27 protein-coding genes and 1 tRNA gene are annotated in these 16053 nt (G+C 38.7%); all 28 read left to right on the forward strand.

The genetic code is table 11. The features are described from left to right. Window positions 1-115 precede the first annotated feature (115 nt). The 28 genes from RUMTOR_RS05815 to RUMTOR_RS05945 all read left to right on the forward strand — a co-directional run bounded on the left by RUMTOR_RS05815 (window position 116) and on the right by RUMTOR_RS05945 (window position 15931). Window positions 116-367: a hypothetical protein gene (locus RUMTOR_RS05815; protein ID WP_004845176.1), complete on the forward strand. Its 252-nt coding sequence runs from the start codon at window positions 116-118 to the stop codon at window positions 365-367. Then, window positions 346-789 (forward strand): hypothetical protein, encoded by a 444-nt coding sequence (locus RUMTOR_RS05820; RefSeq protein ID WP_330360031.1) that lies wholly within the window; start codon window positions 346-348, stop codon window positions 787-789. Before RUMTOR_RS05815 ends, RUMTOR_RS05820 begins: the two co-directional genes overlap by 22 nt. A gap of 1 nt (window position 790) precedes the next feature. After that, window positions 791-997: a hypothetical protein gene (locus RUMTOR_RS05825; protein WP_004846239.1), complete on the forward strand. Its 207-nt coding sequence runs from the start codon at window positions 791-793 to the stop codon at window positions 995-997. Between the two features lie 33 nt (window positions 998-1030). After that, window positions 1031-1258 carry a hypothetical protein gene (locus RUMTOR_RS05830; protein ID WP_004846240.1) on the forward strand — a complete coding sequence of 76 codons (228 nt, stop codon included), beginning with the start codon at window positions 1031-1033 and terminating at the stop codon, window positions 1256-1258. A gap of 179 nt (window positions 1259-1437) precedes the next feature. Continuing rightward, window positions 1438-1662, forward strand: a complete 225-nt coding sequence (locus RUMTOR_RS05835; RefSeq protein ID WP_009320506.1) for a hypothetical protein — start codon at window positions 1438-1440, stop codon at window positions 1660-1662. A 48-nt stretch (window positions 1663-1710) separates the two neighbouring features. Further along, a complete protein-coding gene (locus RUMTOR_RS05840) occupies window positions 1711-2178 on the forward strand; it encodes a hypothetical protein (RefSeq protein ID WP_004846242.1) in 468 nt (155 codons plus the stop codon). Between the two features lie 180 nt (window positions 2179-2358). Then, a complete protein-coding gene (locus RUMTOR_RS05845; protein ID WP_004846243.1) occupies window positions 2359-2673 on the forward strand; it encodes a hypothetical protein in 315 nt (104 codons plus the stop codon). 100 nt (window positions 2674-2773) lie between these two features. Further along, window positions 2774-3094: a hypothetical protein gene (locus RUMTOR_RS05850; protein WP_004846245.1), complete on the forward strand. Its 321-nt coding sequence runs from the start codon at window positions 2774-2776 to the stop codon at window positions 3092-3094. A 61-nt stretch (window positions 3095-3155) separates the two neighbouring features. Beyond that, entirely contained in the window at window positions 3156-3374 is a 219-nt protein-coding gene (locus RUMTOR_RS05855) for a hypothetical protein (protein WP_004846246.1), read from the forward strand. Window positions 3375-3437: 63 nt separating this feature from the next. Beyond that, window positions 3438-3508 (forward strand) — tRNA-OTHER (locus RUMTOR_RS05860). A 43-nt stretch (window positions 3509-3551) separates the two neighbouring features. Further along, window positions 3552-3881, forward strand: a complete 330-nt coding sequence (locus RUMTOR_RS05865; protein ID WP_009320520.1) for a hypothetical protein — start codon at window positions 3552-3554, stop codon at window positions 3879-3881. A 22-nt stretch (window positions 3882-3903) separates the two neighbouring features. Beyond that, entirely contained in the window at window positions 3904-4683 is a 780-nt protein-coding gene (locus RUMTOR_RS05870) for a DUF6353 family protein (protein ID WP_004846248.1), read from the forward strand. A 45-nt stretch (window positions 4684-4728) separates the two neighbouring features. Then, window positions 4729-4899, forward strand: coding sequence for a hypothetical protein (locus tag RUMTOR_RS13120; protein ID WP_004846249.1), 171 nt, complete (start codon window positions 4729-4731; stop codon window positions 4897-4899). A gap of 36 nt (window positions 4900-4935) precedes the next feature. Beyond that, complete coding sequence (locus RUMTOR_RS05875) at window positions 4936-5226, forward strand: hypothetical protein (RefSeq protein ID WP_004846250.1); 291 nt, start codon at window positions 4936-4938, stop codon at window positions 5224-5226. Window positions 5227-5260: 34 nt separating this feature from the next. After that, entirely contained in the window at window positions 5261-6112 is an 852-nt protein-coding gene (locus RUMTOR_RS05880; RefSeq protein ID WP_004846251.1) for a DUF6273 domain-containing protein, read from the forward strand. Beyond that, window positions 6112-6882, forward strand: a complete 771-nt coding sequence (locus RUMTOR_RS05885) for a DUF6353 family protein (RefSeq protein WP_004846252.1) — start codon at window positions 6112-6114, stop codon at window positions 6880-6882. Before RUMTOR_RS05880 ends, RUMTOR_RS05885 begins: the two co-directional genes overlap by 1 nt. A gap of 71 nt (window positions 6883-6953) precedes the next feature. Continuing rightward, window positions 6954-7220, forward strand: a complete 267-nt coding sequence (locus tag RUMTOR_RS05890) for a hypothetical protein (RefSeq protein WP_004846253.1) — start codon at window positions 6954-6956, stop codon at window positions 7218-7220. An 82-nt stretch (window positions 7221-7302) separates the two neighbouring features. Continuing rightward, on the forward strand, window positions 7303-7509 hold the full coding sequence (locus tag RUMTOR_RS05895) for a hypothetical protein (protein WP_004846254.1): 207 nt from the start codon (window positions 7303-7305) through the stop codon (window positions 7507-7509). Next, complete coding sequence (locus RUMTOR_RS05900; protein ID WP_004846255.1) at window positions 7509-8111, forward strand: hypothetical protein; 603 nt, start codon at window positions 7509-7511, stop codon at window positions 8109-8111. Before RUMTOR_RS05895 ends, RUMTOR_RS05900 begins: the two co-directional genes overlap by 1 nt. Window positions 8112-8126: 15 nt before the next feature. Then, entirely contained in the window at window positions 8127-8378 is a 252-nt protein-coding gene (locus tag RUMTOR_RS05905; RefSeq protein WP_004846256.1) for a DUF3310 domain-containing protein, read from the forward strand. Window positions 8379-8380: 2 nt separating this feature from the next. Next, entirely contained in the window at window positions 8381-9340 is a 960-nt protein-coding gene (locus RUMTOR_RS05910) for a DUF6353 family protein (protein WP_004846257.1), read from the forward strand. A 66-nt stretch (window positions 9341-9406) separates the two neighbouring features. Further along, complete coding sequence (locus RUMTOR_RS05915; RefSeq protein WP_044998028.1) at window positions 9407-9979, forward strand: cell wall hydrolase; 573 nt, start codon at window positions 9407-9409, stop codon at window positions 9977-9979. A 119-nt stretch (window positions 9980-10098) separates the two neighbouring features. Continuing rightward, window positions 10099-10263, forward strand: coding sequence for a hypothetical protein (locus RUMTOR_RS05920; RefSeq protein WP_004846259.1), 165 nt, complete (start codon window positions 10099-10101; stop codon window positions 10261-10263). Continuing rightward, entirely contained in the window at window positions 10253-10852 is a 600-nt protein-coding gene (locus RUMTOR_RS05925) for a hypothetical protein (RefSeq protein ID WP_004846260.1), read from the forward strand. Before RUMTOR_RS05920 ends, RUMTOR_RS05925 begins: the two co-directional genes overlap by 11 nt. Further along, a complete protein-coding gene (locus RUMTOR_RS05930) occupies window positions 10849-11400 on the forward strand; it encodes a hypothetical protein (protein WP_004846261.1) in 552 nt (183 codons plus the stop codon). Before RUMTOR_RS05925 ends, RUMTOR_RS05930 begins: the two co-directional genes overlap by 4 nt. A 10-nt stretch (window positions 11401-11410) precedes the next feature. Continuing rightward, entirely contained in the window at window positions 11411-11623 is a 213-nt protein-coding gene (locus tag RUMTOR_RS05935; protein ID WP_009320540.1) for a hypothetical protein, read from the forward strand. A 1-nt stretch (window position 11624) separates the two neighbouring features. Next, entirely contained in the window at window positions 11625-11858 is a 234-nt protein-coding gene (locus tag RUMTOR_RS05940) for a hypothetical protein (protein ID WP_004846263.1), read from the forward strand. An 8-nt stretch (window positions 11859-11866) separates the two neighbouring features. Further along, window positions 11867-15931, forward strand: coding sequence for a DUF5906 domain-containing protein (locus tag RUMTOR_RS05945; RefSeq protein ID WP_004846264.1), 4065 nt, complete (start codon window positions 11867-11869; stop codon window positions 15929-15931). Window positions 15932-16053 lie beyond the last annotated feature (122 nt).

Raw genomic sequence — 16053 nt, forward strand, 5'->3', positions numbered from 1 at the left:
TCAAGAGAATGAGTCTACAAGGGCTCTTCTTTTTGTGTGTATCGTTTTCCACTGAGGTTGTTTTAACAAATCGCAAGTCTATCCTAGAATAGCCGTTGAAAGGAGGTAACAGCCAATGGAAGAAATTACATTTACACCGGGGTCTGTTCCAGTGGTAGTGGTAGCCAGAGTGTATGGAAAAGATGCTTCTTGGGTTCGTGCCGGTATTATATCCGGGTGGCTACCAATTGGAAAAGCTACTAGAAATGGTAAATTGATAACCAACATTGAGGAGATGAATTCAAGATACGGACGCATCAATTTTTACATCTCTCCGAAACGGCTTTGGGAGGAAACGGGATATTTGTGGAAAGGAGAGAAAAATTAAAAATGGGCACAACAATTCGTCCGGAATTATCGGAGAAAAATCCATATTGGATTGAACGTCATCGTTATTATGAGCTGAAGCATTTTTGTCTTCAATATCCAATCTGGAAAAAAGCATATGCAGCCTTGGATGGGCTTAGCCGTCGACCTTCCGATTTAGAAGTCTTTTCGAAAAAGGGAGAGATTAGCGATCCAACTGTTCGGTGTGTAGAAGCTCGATCCTATTATATTGAGCGTATGAAGACTGTTGAGCAGGTAGCGATTGCAACGGATGCGGAGTTATCCAGCTATATTCTAAAAGGAGTAACCGAAGGATGGTCTTATGACATCTTGAAAGCTAGGTTAAATATTCCATGCTGCAAGGATGTTTATTACAACTTATACAGACGATTCTTCTGGTTATTGAACAAAGCGAGGGATTGAAATGAAAATTATAGACATAGCAGTCAAGAAGGTCTATCGTTTCAACTGTCCGAATTGTCAGAGTCGTCTGGAAGCCGACAGCAAAGAAGTGGTAGATATCGGAGGAAAGGTGTGTAAATTCCACTGCCCTGTGTGCCGGAAAGAGCGGTACATTGCTTGGTCTGACATGAGAAAGAAAATCGTGTATGAGGGTGAGAATACGCAATAATTACATCTCCTATTGTGAAAGGAGGTCGTTTAAATGATTAAATCAAAATTTGGACCGATAACAAATCCTAAAACAGGTATGAGCAAAGACATTGTTATAAATGCTTTGTCAAAAGAAAGTCTTAAAGACATTTTAATAGGTGGAGGTATTGTGATGGTAGGTATTACCTATCTAGCATTATCAACGTTTAAAAATGGAGCAAAGGCTTTTGAAACGGCGGAGTATGAAACATTGGAATCGCTTGATTTGTTTACTAATTAACGGTCAAAGACAAACGTCATTTAATAACAGATTTAAAGACTGAGCCAGCAATGGCTCTTTCTTTTTATCCTAGATTAAAATGCAGTACCGAGGTATCTGAAAGACATGTTATGTTGATATTTGAAAAAATCCCGGGTGGGAAATTTGGAAAAAGGTTTTTTGAAAGGTGGGGACAAAATATGGAACTGATTATTTGTATTATTGTTGGCATCATTATCGGAATTGTCTTCGGACGACGAGTGTTTCGAAGCGATGTCGTGGGTTCGCTGCGAGTTGATCAATCAGATCCGGATAGCGGACCTTATTTGTTTTTGGAGCTGTCTCATGAAGGGGTAGATGCGATATATAAGAAAAAATATGTTGTCCTAAAAGTCAACATCCAAGATTATATTTCGCACGAATAACAAGTCCTTTTATGGAACAGTTAATGAATTCACGAAAGGAGAACTAAAATGGGTGAAAACATCAAAGAATTGTTGAACGAGGAGATAGCGGCAGAGATTCAGGCGATATCTTCTCTGGATTCAGGTAGCGAAAAGAAATCAAAGGCTATAGAGGATTTAGCGAAGCTGTACCGTTTGAGAATCGAGGAAAGTAAAAATGAGTTAGACGCGGAAGATAAGCGAAGTCGCCGTACATTGGAAAGTGAGGCAAGTATCCGAGAACATGAGATAAAACAGTCTCAATTGGATGAACAAATCAAAGCAGATGTACAAGATGAGCAATTTAAGTCCTGCCAGCTCAACGAGCAAATGAAAGATCGATATTTCAAAGTGGGTATTGCTGCGGCAGAACTGCTTATACCGTTGATGTTCTATGGTATCTGGATGCGGAAAGGATTTAAGTTTGAGGAAACTGGAACTTATACCTCAACAACATTCAGAGGATTGTTCAATCGTTTTAGACCGACAAAGAAATAATTAACCGGTCAGAAAATGAGGAGGGCGTGATTTATACATGTCCTCTTCGTTTTTGCGTGATTTTTACAGACGCTATTATGGAAAGGAGATGCTATAAAGAGCTCTTTGTCTCTTGACTATAAACCGGAAGAAACCGTACAATAATAGCGGTTCTTTCGAAAATGAAAGGAGATAATATTTATGAGCCACAAAATTATCAAACCAGAAGGTATTGAATTGATTGAGTACCTGAATAACGGATATGTGATTTGCAATCGGTGTGGAGCCGTCATGAGGCAAACAGAAGATCCGAAGACTGGATGCGGAATTTATATCTGTCCATCGTGCGGATTAAAGATGGACGAAGAGGATTACGAGTATGAGTCCGATGAAGAAGTAGAGTGGACGGAAGAAATGCTCGATATGGAACAAGGAGATATTCCTCCAGCCGGATGTAGAGCCTGTGGAGGACCATATCCGTATTGCAAAACGTCATGTAAGCTATTTGATGACTAAAAATATTATTGAGGGAAGGTCTATGCTTCGGCATAGGCTTTTTCTTTTTGGAGAATAAACGATGCGATACCATTATGAAAAACCAGAGATCTATTTATCAATGTATGGGAAAGTATATTTTTGCGATCATCCGGTCTATCATTGCTGCACGCTATTTCAAATCGGAGAAAAGGGACTGGCGATTATTCAGCAGCGATTTGATGAGAAAACGAAGAGTACCTGGTGGGGAGAAGTGGACCCATGGATTACAGATGATTTATATTTGCATCCTTGCTTTAAAGGATACTTTGATATGCGTTCTGGAATGGCTACGAACGGACTTTATCCGACCGTAACGATTCGTCAGATTATGTGGGCTTTAAAAATGAAACCGATTAAGAAAGAACGATGGGAAACTGTCTTTGACAGACGGGATATTTAATCCGCAAAAATCACAACTCCTGTTATGGAAAACTGATAAAAGTGAAAGGAGTTTAAGGGTGATGGACGAAATGAAAATCAGCTCAAAATTTACACGGATGTTACTTTCAAAATTAGCAAAAGGAGTATTACATAAAAAACTTGGATACGACATAGATATCCAGTTAAACGAGTTAAATGCTTCGATTTCAGATGAGAAAGCACATGTGCATGTAAGTATTGACGCGGATATGAGTAAAGAAGAACTCATGAAAATTCTGAAAAAAGTCGGTTTGAATTAGAGGGATTGAGCCAGCAATGGCTCTTTCTTTTTACTCCGCAAAATTTACAATTCCTATTATGGAGAAACAGTTAGCTCATTGGTAGAGCGCCACGCTTTTGTGGAGGTAATCGGTTCGAGTCCGATACTGGTTCTCTTTTATTTTTTATCAATCTTAGGAAAGGAGATTTTTAAGAATGTGGTCAAAAATTTAAGTCTGGGTGATTTGGAGTTAATTTTATGCGATTGGTATGAAATGGATGAACAACTTCCAAATCCTATCTTTGAAAAGAAAGAGTTTGAACGGGTCAGTAATGGTTTATGGGCTATTGGGGAATTTCGAAATTATGTATCAAAACAGATTTATCCAGAAACTCAAACTTCGATAAAAAATCTGAGAGAGATGGCTTGTACATTTGCAAAAAAGATGGAAATGTTTGCATCTATGAACAAAAAGAATAGTTCCATTTTCATGACTGCAAAACTGATCGGAGAAAGTATTCAAGATTTACTACACGCTATGGAGTAAGACAAAACGAAAGGAGAATATCATGCAAAAAGTTAAAATCTCAAAAAGAGTTGGGAGGCAATTGTATCGCTCTTCGCCGACCATATTAACTGTAGTGGCTTCCGTTGGAGTTGTTACAACAACTATTATGGCTGTTCGAGCAACACCAAAGGCAATAAAAATATTGAAAGAAGCGGAGTTAGAGAAAGGGGAAGATTTAAGCAAATTAGAAATTATTCGAGCGGCTGGACCGATTTATATTCCTTCTGTTCTACTGGGAGTTTCAACCATCGCATGTATCTTTGGGGCAAACGCATTAAATCAAAAGAAACAAGCATCTTTGATGAGTGCCTATGCCATGCTTAACGAATCTTATAAGCAATATCGAAAGGCAGCCAAGACAGTTTATGGGGAGGATGCGGATGATAAAATCCATGCGGAAATGGCGAAAGACGCGATGGTATCGACATATGACTGGGGATATCAGGTTTACAACATGGATATGGATTCCGATAGCGAGAGGTTACTTTTCTACGATCTTGCTTCAAAGAAATATTTTAGAACAACGATGGCTGCTGTATTAAATGCTCAATACCATGTAAATCGTAATCTTTCAGTAAGAGGGGTTTGTCCGTTGAATGAATATTTGTCCTTTCTTGGTCTGGATGAGGTGGACGGAGGTGATGTAATTGGTTGGGATATATGTTATATGATTGAAGAAATGGATTGTTACTGGTTGGATTTTGATAATTATAAAACGACTTTGGAAGATGGGCTGGAATGTATCATCATTGATACGATGGCATTGAGCAAATTTGAGTGATTCGCAAAAATTACAAACCGTATTATGAAAGGAGGCTAATGCTTTATGACGAATGGAAAAATTATCAAAACTATTGGTATTGCGGTTACCGTAATTGGGTTTGGAGTGAATATCCTTACCGATTGGGTGAACGAAAAGAAAATGGATGAGAGAATCGAAGAGAAAGTAAATGAGGCACTTGCCAAACGAGATAGCGAAAACGAAGAGGAGTCCTAACAAGGGCTCTTTCTTTTTAGTTTGGAGTAGGTGCATATGAACGATGAAGCGATTCAAAAAATTATAAGCTATGCAAACGAATATTTATTCGAACCGAGGTCAAATTGGTCTAAACAAGCCATTATGGAACGCTCATATGAAAGATGGGCAGTTGATGAGATTCTTTTAACTATTATGGATCATCCATTGACCGAAGCCGACTTTGTGATAGAAGGATTTATTTTAAAAATGGAATTTTTTCTTCATATGTCGGGAAATCAGGCAAATAATCTTATATTTCAAGTTGCAGAAAATACGGCTGAGGCACTTCTTGGTCTTATTTTATAACCACAAATTTTATATTTTCGAAAGGAGAAACATCATGAAGGTATTAAGAAAACAGGAAATTGAAACAGCTAACATTCAGGTAGGAGATCAGGTAATTATTCCATTAGCAGAGATTGGCGAGTTTAGCGCAACTGCTCACAAGGTTACGGATGAAGGAATCATGTTTATATTTGATGAGTATATTATTCGTCGTCCGATGAATAGCAAAAATACAAACAAAGGCGGCTTTGAAAAGTCTGAACTGAAAAAGTGGATGGATACGGTTCTGCTTATGGCATTCCCGGAGGAACTGCGTGATAAGATTTATGGTCTTACGCTTCCTACTGTTGGACAGATTGTGGGGCATGAAGACGAATGGAATAATAACAATTTAGAACCCGATACTGACGAGCAGCTTCCGTTGATGAAGGAACGAAAGAACAGGGTTGCTTATTTTAAAAATGATTCATCATGGGGCTGGCTGAGAAATGCAACAAAAGAAGAAGTTTCTTCGGCTCATTTCGCTGATGTGGACTACGGTGGCGATACGTTCTTCCACGGCGCTTCGTACTCTTTTGGGGTTCGTCCGGAATTCTGGTTGGTTAAGCAGGAATCCAGGGGCCCTGTGCCCCGTGAAAGCAAGGTTTCTTATAGAAATTACTGTGGGGGAAGGAACTCAAAAGAGGTAACAAAAGAATCCTTACAGGAGGAGGTTTTTGAAAAAGAGAACGAGATCAAGCTTCTCAAACAGGAAATCAAAAATCTGGAAGAGAAAGAGGCTATGGAACAGGCGGCTCGTGAAACGAAAAAAGTGATGGATAGTTATATTCAGGCCGGATTTACGAAAGACGAGGCGTTTCAGATGGTAATGGAGCTATCAAAAACGATTCTCGGAGGAGGAAGATAATGAAAAAAGAATTATCAAAAAGCTTTTTATTGCTTAAAACATCGATTAAAAAACATAGTCCAGAAATTCTTACAGGCATTGGTATTGCCGGCATGATTACGACAACTGTTATGGCGGTTCGTGCAACACCAAAGGCTCTTATTCTTATCGAAGAAAGAAAAGAGGAAATCGGCGTTAATCAGCTCGAAGCCGTAGATTTGATAAAGACAACATGGATGTGTTATGTTCCGGCAGCACTTACGGGGACACTTTCCATCGCATGTTTAATCGGCGCTAGTTCGGTAAACGTTCGTCGAAACGCAGCACTCGCAACAGCCTACACCTTATCAGAATCGGCTCTCAAAGACTATCAGGAAAAAGTAATAGAGATGTTTGGAGAGAAGAAAAACGAAGCTGTAAAGGATGCTATTGCAAAAGACAAAGTTGAGAAAAATCCGGTGGTTACACGAGAAGTAATCATTACAGAAAAAGGAAATACACTTTGCTATGATGCGGTGTCTGGGAGGTATTTCAAGGGAGATATCGAGAAAATTAAGAAAGCTGAATGTGAGCTGAATCGACAGATGAGGGATGAAATGTACATATCCCTGAATGATTTTTACTATGAAATTGGTTTGGATAATATTAAGCTGGGGGATGAACTTGGTTGGAATATTGATGACGGATATATCGACTTATCCTTCAGTTCGCAATTAGCCAGTGATGGAACACCTTGTCTGGTGATTGATTACACAATTGCGCCGAGATACGACTTTCGTAATTTGAGATAACCGCGCGAAAAAAACAATTGCTTTAATGGAAGAAGAATCACACATTTTCAAAAAATGAAAGGAGAATATTTATGGAAACTAATGAGATCATGAACAATGAAGAGGTTATGGAGACAACTACTGAGGAAATCGTTAAAGCGAGTTCCGGTAAAGGGTTTAAGGTTGCGGCCGGTGTTGGTTTAGCTGTACTTGCAGGTGTTGTAATCTACAAGTATGTGGGTAAACCGATGATTGCCAAAATCAAAGCTCAGAAGGAACAGCAGATTATCAATGCTGAGTGGGAAGATTCAGATGAACCGAACATCGAGAGTGAGAAAGAGGAATCCGAAGAAATCTAAAGAGAAAACTGTGTTTCAACACGAGGGAGAGTATCTGTAACAAGGTACTTTCCCTTTTTTCTTTTATCCGGAGGTGAATTTTATGAATTTATATTTATATGATGGACCGGTGATGGAGTTCGATAACTGTGTTGCTAATCGTTGGACTGCTTCTACACGAGCGGTTTCTGAAAAGAAAGCACGATCGAATCTTACATATCAATTTAAAAAGAAAAACAATCGACTTCCGGGTACAAAGATTATATTACCTGGAAAAATTAGTCTAGTGAGTGGAAAGGAGACAACTTAATGGAGGAATATAAGCCAAATTCCCATAGGTCAAAGGAGGAACGAAAAGAATCTATTCCAGAAAAACATGTAGAGAAAGTAATTTCCGGAACGGTGAAGCCCAAGAAGAAGTCAGAAATGCAGAAGTTTGCGGACGTATTCATTTCTGAGGATGTCAACAATGTGAAATCGTATATTGTGATGGATGTTCTTGTGCCGGCAATTAAAAAGGCAATTTCCGATATAGTTACCAACGGTATTGATATGATTTTGTACGGAGAAGCTGGGAAATCAAAAAAGAATTCTACAGCGTCCAAAGTATCCTATCAGAAATATTATGATGGCGGAAAAAAGGATTATGCCGTACCGAAAAGTCGGACAAGTTATGAATATAATGAACTCTTATTTGAAACTCGCGGAGATGCAGAATCCGTTCTGGATGCTATGAATGAAATTATTGCTCAGTACGAGGTTGTCAGTGTCGCAGACCTTTATGATTTGGCGAATGTGTCCAACGACAACTATGCTGCAAATAAATATGGCTGGACGGATATTGCTGGATGCAGAGCAGTTCGTGTAAAAGATGGCTATATCTTGAAATTACCTAAACCTACACCATTGTAAAGGAGAAAATAGATTATGTATGAATCAGAAGATAAAATGGTATCTCATCCGGAGCATTATATGTCCAAGACAGGTATGGAAGTCATTGACGTCATTGAAGCGTTTACCGACGAATTAAAAGGTGTTGAGGCGACTGATACCGGAAATATCATTAAATATGCCTGCCGTTGGAAGAAGAAAAACGGTATTCAGGATTTGGAGAAAATCCTTTGGTACACGCAGCATTTAATTGATCATTTAAAAAATATAGAAGAGGAGAATAAGTAACCATGAAAAAAGCAGAGATTGTTAAGAGTGTGAACGGTTTGTTTAGCAAAACAAGTTTTCAGTTAAAGAAGCATAGTCCGGAGATTCTTGTTGTAGCGGGGGTTATCGGCGTAGTCACAAGTGCGGTAATGGCATGTAAAGCGACAACGAAAGTCAACGAGATTCTGGACAAGACTAAAGAAGATGTTGAGGCAATTCATAAATGCGAAGAAGATGAATCTATGAAAGAGCAGTATTCCAGCGAAGATGCAAAGAAAGATTTAACGATTGTATATGCTCAGACGGGCGTAAAGTTTGCAAAGTTATACGGTCCGTCTGTTGTGCTGGGAGCATTGTCAATTACCAGTATTCTTGCATCTAATAATATTCTTCGTAAGAGGAATGTCGCTTTGGGTGCGGCTTATGCAGCTATTGATAAAGGATTTAAAGAATATCGAAATCGAGTAATTGAAAGATTCGGTGAAGAGGTTGATCGTGAACTGAAATATAATCTCAAAGCCAAAAAGTTTGAAGAAACTGTTGTAGATGAGGAAACTGGAAAAGAAAAAAAGGTTAAGAAAAATGGCTTTGTTGTGAGTCCGGCAGATATCAGCGGATATGCTCGTTTCTTTGAGAAATATACGCAGGATGAAGACGGAAATTCTATTTTGAATCCTCATTGGGAAAGCAATAATGAGTACAATTTAATGTTTATTAAGGCACAGGAGCGTTATGCTAACGATCTTCTGAAGGCTAAAAAGCGAGTATTTCTGAATGATGTTTATGAGATGCTAGGTCTTCCAAGAACAAAAGCTGGTCAGATTGTAGGTTGGGTCTATGATCCTGAGAGCCCGAAGGGAGATAATTACATTGACTTTGGGCTGTATGCAGACAATTTGAGTTATTCTGATTATGTCAATGGATTTGATCAGGCAATCCTTCTCGATTTCAACGTGGACGGAAATATTTGGGATTTGATGTAAGAAAAAATTTTACAACCATCCCTAAGAGTTGACCAATTCTTCGGGGTGGTTTTTTAGGAGGATTTTATGCGTAAGTTAATCAAAGTAATAGCCGTTCCAGTCTTATGTTGCATTATTCTATGTATATTGTTTTTCATGGTGGACTTCCGCTCAAATGGAGAAGAAGTTTCAGTCCCCAGAGCAATTGATGTTAGAAAGACGGAGCCAGCTATTGCGGTTTGGCAGGAGGAAAAGGAAGCTGTTCCGATTGCTATCGAGGAAACGGAGGAACTAACAGAAATTATAGAAGAAATGTCGAAAGAAGATGTGGAGTTAATTGCTCTTGTTACGATGGCTGAAGCAGAGGGCGAGTGTGAAGAGGGAAAACGACTTGTAATCGACACTATACTAAATAGAGTTGATTCTGAACATTTTCCAGATACCGTTTACGAGGTTATCTATCAGCCAAATCAATTTTCATCTATGTGGAATGGACGAGTTGATCGATGTGAGGTTCGAGAAGATATTTGCGGGCTCGTTTATGAAGAATTAGAATCAAGAACAAATTATGACGTTATGTTCTTTACTGCTGGTGAGTACAGTGCATACGGTGTTCCTATGTTTCAGGTTGAAAACCATTATTTTTCAAGATACGAGTAAGGAAAGGAGAATTATTATGCGTAATTTTTTAGCAGTTGTGTCTTATACATTGGCAGCTATGTCTGGTATTTGTTTTGCTGGTGGAATCGCCATTCTGTCAGCAGGAAAGGGGCACTAATATGGATGGTCTGGAGAATATAATATCGGTACTGGACTATGTTCTGGATACTAAAAGAAAAAGACATATTACAGGAGGCATTTTGTTGAGTGTTTCCTTTCTTTTTGGAGGATTAGCAATAACTGTAATGACAATCAAAAATGAGGAGGATGAGTATGAACAGTAAAAGGTGGGTTCTTCTTGCTTTTATTGCTGGAGCAGGGATAGGCTCTGCATGTACATGGCAACTACTCAAGCGAAAATACGAGCAAATTGCCCAGGAAGAGATTGATTCTGTAAAAGCGGCTTATGCCGCAAGAGAAAATGTAGAAAAAGCAGGGAAGAGTTTGTTAGAAGGCTTACAAGACGGTCTGAAGAAAAATGAAGCTCAAGAAAACGAAGATTTAAAAAAATATAAATCCATCATTCAGAAAGAAGGCTATACAAATTATTCTCGCAGTGTGGAGGAAAAGAAAGGAGATCCGTTCGTGGAAAAGCCGTATGTTATTTCGCCAGAGGAATTTGGTGAATTTGAGGAATATGAAAAAATAAGTCTTACCTATTATGCGGATCAAGTCTTGACGGATGAAAACAACGAAGAGGTAGACGATGTGGAAGAAATTGTTGGAGAGGAATCTTTGACACACTTTGGGGAGTATGAGGACGATTCCGTATTTGTCCGAAACGATCGGTTAAAGTGTGATTACGAAATTCTGCTTGACCAGAGGAACTATTCTGATGTTACAAAGACGATGCCACATCGAGTGGAGGAATGATGACGAAGAACGAGCTTAATGATGCATATTTTAATTGGATGTGTCAGCTTGTGTTTGATGGCAGATATTCGAAGAAATTATCGTATCGAAGACTTTTGAAGGTTCTGCATAAAATTGAGTTTACTTACAGTATTCCGATGGATGGAAATCGTGCGGAAGATGGTATTGATTTGAGGTATCGGTTTGGATATGAGAATGGATACAGTAGCTCCATGATTTCCGCTTATTTAGACAATAAGACGTGCAGCGTTCTGGAAATGATGATCGCACTTGCTATTCGGTGTGAAGAGCATATCATGGACGATCCTGATGTGGGAAACCGAACTGGACAGTGGTTTTGGAATATGATCGTAAATCTTGGATTAGGATCTATGAACGATTCTAAATTTGACAGAGCCTATATTGAAGAAATTGTGCAAAGATTTCTGGAACGAAAATATAGTCGAAATGGTGCAGGAGGACTGTTTACAGTAAACCATAGTAGATACGATTTGAGAACTATTGAAATCTGGTATCAGATGTGCTGGTACTTAGACGAAAATGTTTAGGAGGAACGCTATGAGCCATAGTGAAGTAATGAAATGGTTTGAATATTATTTTCCAGATTATGCGGGTGAACGAATAGATGTATTCTTTCCAAATGGAAGAAATAGTATTCGGATACGCCAGAAAAATGGTCAGGAATTTATATTCACTTACCACAGTCAAAAAGAATGGAAATTAGAAACGATTACCAGTTTTTTGAATGGAATGAAGGGAGGAAAGAAGTAAAATGTGTGAGATTATGAATTATATTTTTAGGAGTTTACATAATTCGGACAGAAGGTTAGATGTTATCTCAAGAACTATCAGAAAACAGCAAAAATTCAACAACGGTGTTGCGGTTTTTTCTGTTCTGGTTACGATGAATTTTTTTATTGGTGAGATTGAAAGACAGGAGCAGGCAGCAAAAATTAAAAAGCTTGAAAGCAAAATCGAAGAATTAAAGCGTGACAAAGGAGAGTAAAAAATGAGATGATCGACTTTTTGATGATTTCCACACGTAGTACAAAGCGTGGTGCAATTGAAATCTATCCAAAGTTCATTATTAAAAAAAGCTCCGATCTGATGATTCGAGGTGGTGACTTCTACGCTATCTGGATTGAAGAACGAGGCTTATGGTCTACGGACGAACAAGATGCTTTGCAGTTGATTGACCGTGAGCTGGATAGATACGCAGAAGAAAGCCGCCAACGCTTTGACTCTGATATTAAAGTCCTTCACATGTGGGATGCTGAATCTGGAATGATTGATTCCTGGCACAAATATTGTCAGAAACAGATGCGGGATTCTTTTCACACACTGGATGATAAATTGATATTCTCCAACACCAAGACTGACAAAAAAGATTACGCCAGTAAAAAGCTGAAATATCCGCTTGAAGCTGGCGATTTGTCTGCTTATAACAAGTTGATGTCCACTTTGTACTCCGAGACAGAGAGGCAGAAAATTGAATGGGCTATCGGTTCCATTGTGTGCGGAGAATCAAAGAAATTGCAAAAATTTATGGTTTTGTATGGAGCTGCCGGAACAGGTAAATCTACGGTTCTCAATATTATTCAGCAGCTTTTTGAGGGATACTATTCCGTTTTTGATGCCAAAGCTCTGGGTTCATCTAGCAATTCTTTTGCATTGGAAGCATTCAAGAACAATCCTCTCGTGGCTATTCAACATGATGGGGATTTGTCAAGGATTGAAGATAATACTAGATTGAATAGTCTGGTGTCACACGAGCTGATGACGGTAAATGAGAAATTCAAATCTACTTATTCAAACCGTTTTAAATGCTTTTTATTCATGGGTACAAATAAACCGGTAAAGATAACGGACGCAAAATCAGGTCTAATACGACGATTAGTGGATGTATCTCCTTCCGGAAATAAATTAGGACCCAAAGAATACAAGACAATTATGAAACAGATTGAATTTGAGCTTGGAGCAATTGCATATCACTGCCAAGAAATCTATTTGAAGAATCCTGGAATGTATGATGATTATATTCCTATCGCGATGTTAGGAGCTTCGAACGATTTTTATAATTTCATTGTCGATTCGTACCATGTCTTTAAGAGAGAAAACGGTACAACTTTGAAAGCTGCTTGGGAAATGTATAAAACTTATTGTGACGAAGCAAAAGTCGGATATCCATTTTCACAGAGAGTTTTTAAGGAAGAACTGAAAAACTATTTTCGAGACTACAAAGAACGATTCAATATGGAAGATGGCTCAAGGGTAAGAAGTTATTACATTAGATTTCGGACAGAAAAGTTTGAAGAGGAAACTATTGTAGAGAAACAGGAAGAAAAGCATTCGTTGTTACACTTTGACAGCATAGAGTCTGTATTTGATAGAGAGTGTTCTGATTGTCCGGCTCAGTATGCAACGGAAAAAGAAACTCCGTCAATGAAGTGGGATAATGTAAAAACCAAACTGTCAGACTTGAATACTTCTCAAATCCATTATGTTAAAGTCCCGGAGAATCACATTGTGATTGATTTTGATATTCCGGATAAAGACGGAAATAAATCGTTTGAGCGGAATGTAGAAGAAGCAAGTAAGTGGCCGGCAACATATGCAGAGTTAAGCAAAAGCGGAAAGGGAGTTCACCTTCATTATATCTATACGGGAGATGTGAACAAATTAAGTCGTGTTTATGACGACCATATTGAAGTAAAAGTGTTCACAGGCAAAAGCTCATTACGGAGAAAGCTTACGAAGTGTAATGACTTGCCTATCGCAGCTATTAGCTCTGGTTTACCGATGAAAGGAGAAAATAAAATGGTAAATTTTGAAGCGATAAAAAGCGAGAAAGGGCTTAGAACACTGATTAAACGAAATTTGAATAAAGAAATTCATCCAGGTACTAAGCCTAGTATCGATTTTATCTACAAAATACTGGAAGATGCTTACTCCAGTGATTTAAGTTATGATGTGACGGATATGCGTAATGCGGTATTGGCATTTGCAGCAAACAGTACACATCAAGCCGATTATTGTATTAAATTGGTAAACAAGATGCAATTCAAATCGGCAGACCCTTCCACAGCGGGGAAAAATGAAGAGGCAAAACTGGTGTTCTATGATATTGAAGTATTTCCAAATTTATTCCTTGTAAATTGGAAGATGGAGGGGGAAGGGAAACCAGTTGTGCGAATGATCAATCCAACACCAACGGAAATTGAAGAATTGATGCGATTCCGATTGGTTGGATTTAACTGTAGGAGATATGACAATCACATTCTCTATGCAAGACTTATGGGTTATACAAATGAGCAATTATACAATCTTTCGCAAAAGATTATCAGTGGAAGTCCAAATTGTTTCTTTGGAGAAGCCTATAATGTTTCTTATACGGATGTATATGATTTTGCATCTGCTGGAAACAAAAAAAGCTTGAAAAAGTTGGAAATTGAAATGGGAATCCATCATCAAGAATTAGGACTTCCATGGGATCAACCAGTACCGGAAGAAATGTGGACAAAAGTTGCTGAGTATTGTGATAACGATGTGATTGCTACGGAAGCAGCGTTTCGTTATCTGAAAGCGGATTGGACTGCTAGACAGATTCTGGCGGATTTAGCTGGAATGACTGTCAATGATACCACTAACACTCTTACTCAGAAAATTATATTTGGGAATGAGCGAAAACCGCAAGACCAGTTTCATTATCGTAACTTAGCAGAGCCAGTACATGATCTTGATGATGAAACATATTCGTTCTTAGCGGAAGCATGTCCGGAAATGATGTCTCAAACGCATGGGGAAGAAGGAAGTCTTTTGCCATATTTTCCAGGATATAAGTACGAAAACGGAAAGTCTACTTATCTAGGAGAAGAAGTTGGAGAGGGCGGTTATGTTTATGCAGAACCAGGAATGTATGGAGATGTAGCTCTGTTAGATATTTCTTCCATGCATCCGCATAGTGCGATTGCGGAGGTATTGTTCGGAGTTAAATTTACCAAAGCATTCCGTGATATCGTAGAAGGACGAGTCAGCATTAAACATGAGGCATGGAATGAGGTCAATCATATGCTGGATGGAAAGCTGACACCGTATATTCAGAAAGTAATTGATGGAGAAATGACGGCGAAGGATTTGGCGAACGCTTTGAAGACTGCGATCAATTCTGTTTACGGTCTTACTTCTGCAAATTTCGATAATCCATTCCGCGATCCTAGAAACAAAGATAATATTGTAGCCAAACGAGGAGCTCTGTTCATGATTAACCTCAAACACGAGGTACAGGAACGGGGCTTTACTGTTGCTCATATTAAGACAGATTCTATTAAGATTCCGGACGCAACTCCTGAGATTATCCAGTTTGTTATGGATTATGGAAAACGGTATGGCTACACCTTTGAACATGAGGCTACATATGACAGAATGTGTTTGGTAAACGATGCTGTTTATATCGCCAAGTATAAAGACGGAAAATGGACCGCAACCGGTACACAATTCCAGATTCCATATGTCTTTAAGAAACTTTTTAGTAAAGAAGAGATTGTCTTTGAAGATATGTGTGAAACAAAATCAGTAAGCAGTGCATTATATTTGGATATGAATGAGGGGCTTCCCGATGTATCTTCTTCTGAAAAGGAATTTGCAAAATTGGAAGATCAATACAAGAAAGGGCTACTCTCAGATACAACTCTCGAGAATCTTTGTGGGGAACTGCTCGAACGTATCGAAGAAGGACACAATTATATTTTCATTGGGCGAGTTGGTCAATTCTGCCCGATTAAGCCGGGGGCTGGCGGCGGTTTATTGATGAGAGAAAAAGACGGAAAGTATTATGCTGCTACAGGCTCAAAAGGGTATCGATGGCTGGAATCAGAGATGGTTAGAGAATTATCTAAAGAAGATTCTATCGACCGTTCTTATTATGACAAACTTGTCGATGATGCAGTAAAGACCATATCTAAATATGGCGATTTTGAATGGTTTGTTTCAGAAGATCCTTACATTGCAAAGCCAAAACTTGAGGATTTTATGAACATTCCAGAAGATGCAGATGAAGAAATACCATTTAATTATAGGTAATTGCGAAACAAGTCCGCAATCCTGACTGAAAACAGGCGAAGGCTCCTGTCATGCAGGATTCTTGGGATAGGAAGTGAAAATCGTTCATTTCTTGGCACAACAAATAAACCTCATGGGCTTAT

The organism is [Ruminococcus] torques ATCC 27756 (assembly GCF_000153925.1).
GTDB classification, from domain to species: domain Bacteria; phylum Bacillota; class Clostridia; order Lachnospirales; family Lachnospiraceae; genus Mediterraneibacter; species Mediterraneibacter torques.

Coding starts and splice junctions, on each gene's coding strand:
- RUMTOR_RS05925 (WP_004846260.1), top strand. CDS start 10,253: ATGAACAGTAAAAGGTGGGTTCTTCTTGCTTTTATTGCTGGAGCAGGG.
- RUMTOR_RS05920 (WP_004846259.1), top strand. CDS start 10,099: ATGGATGGTCTGGAGAATATAATATCGGTACTGGACTATGTTCTGGAT.
- RUMTOR_RS05870 (WP_004846248.1), top strand. CDS start 3,904: ATGCAAAAAGTTAAAATCTCAAAAAGAGTTGGGAGGCAATTGTATCGC.
- RUMTOR_RS05880 (WP_004846251.1), top strand. CDS start 5,261: ATGAAGGTATTAAGAAAACAGGAAATTGAAACAGCTAACATTCAGGTA.
- RUMTOR_RS05845 (WP_004846243.1), top strand. CDS start 2,359: ATGAGCCACAAAATTATCAAACCAGAAGGTATTGAATTGATTGAGTAC.
- RUMTOR_RS05850 (WP_004846245.1), top strand. CDS start 2,774: ATGTATGGGAAAGTATATTTTTGCGATCATCCGGTCTATCATTGCTGC.
- RUMTOR_RS05840 (WP_004846242.1), top strand. CDS start 1,711: ATGGGTGAAAACATCAAAGAATTGTTGAACGAGGAGATAGCGGCAGAG.
- RUMTOR_RS05885 (WP_004846252.1), top strand. CDS start 6,112: ATGAAAAAAGAATTATCAAAAAGCTTTTTATTGCTTAAAACATCGATT.
- RUMTOR_RS05930 (WP_004846261.1), top strand. CDS start 10,849: ATGATGACGAAGAACGAGCTTAATGATGCATATTTTAATTGGATGTGT.
- RUMTOR_RS05835 (WP_009320506.1), top strand. CDS start 1,438: ATGGAACTGATTATTTGTATTATTGTTGGCATCATTATCGGAATTGTC.
- RUMTOR_RS05910 (WP_004846257.1), top strand. CDS start 8,381: ATGAAAAAAGCAGAGATTGTTAAGAGTGTGAACGGTTTGTTTAGCAAA.
- RUMTOR_RS05945 (WP_004846264.1), top strand. CDS start 11,867: ATGATCGACTTTTTGATGATTTCCACACGTAGTACAAAGCGTGGTGCA.
- RUMTOR_RS05815 (WP_004845176.1), top strand. CDS start 116: ATGGAAGAAATTACATTTACACCGGGGTCTGTTCCAGTGGTAGTGGTA.
- RUMTOR_RS13120 (WP_004846249.1), top strand. CDS start 4,729: ATGACGAATGGAAAAATTATCAAAACTATTGGTATTGCGGTTACCGTA.
- RUMTOR_RS05855 (WP_004846246.1), top strand. CDS start 3,156: ATGGACGAAATGAAAATCAGCTCAAAATTTACACGGATGTTACTTTCA.
- RUMTOR_RS05890 (WP_004846253.1), top strand. CDS start 6,954: ATGGAAACTAATGAGATCATGAACAATGAAGAGGTTATGGAGACAACT.
- RUMTOR_RS05900 (WP_004846255.1), top strand. CDS start 7,509: ATGGAGGAATATAAGCCAAATTCCCATAGGTCAAAGGAGGAACGAAAA.
- RUMTOR_RS05915 (WP_044998028.1), top strand. CDS start 9,407: ATGCGTAAGTTAATCAAAGTAATAGCCGTTCCAGTCTTATGTTGCATT.
- RUMTOR_RS05825 (WP_004846239.1), top strand. CDS start 791: ATGAAAATTATAGACATAGCAGTCAAGAAGGTCTATCGTTTCAACTGT.
- RUMTOR_RS05935 (WP_009320540.1), top strand. CDS start 11,411: ATGAGCCATAGTGAAGTAATGAAATGGTTTGAATATTATTTTCCAGAT.
- RUMTOR_RS05875 (WP_004846250.1), top strand. CDS start 4,936: ATGAACGATGAAGCGATTCAAAAAATTATAAGCTATGCAAACGAATAT.
- RUMTOR_RS05830 (WP_004846240.1), top strand. CDS start 1,031: ATGATTAAATCAAAATTTGGACCGATAACAAATCCTAAAACAGGTATG.
- RUMTOR_RS05940 (WP_004846263.1), top strand. CDS start 11,625: ATGTGTGAGATTATGAATTATATTTTTAGGAGTTTACATAATTCGGAC.
- RUMTOR_RS05895 (WP_004846254.1), top strand. CDS start 7,303: ATGAATTTATATTTATATGATGGACCGGTGATGGAGTTCGATAACTGT.
- RUMTOR_RS05905 (WP_004846256.1), top strand. CDS start 8,127: ATGTATGAATCAGAAGATAAAATGGTATCTCATCCGGAGCATTATATG.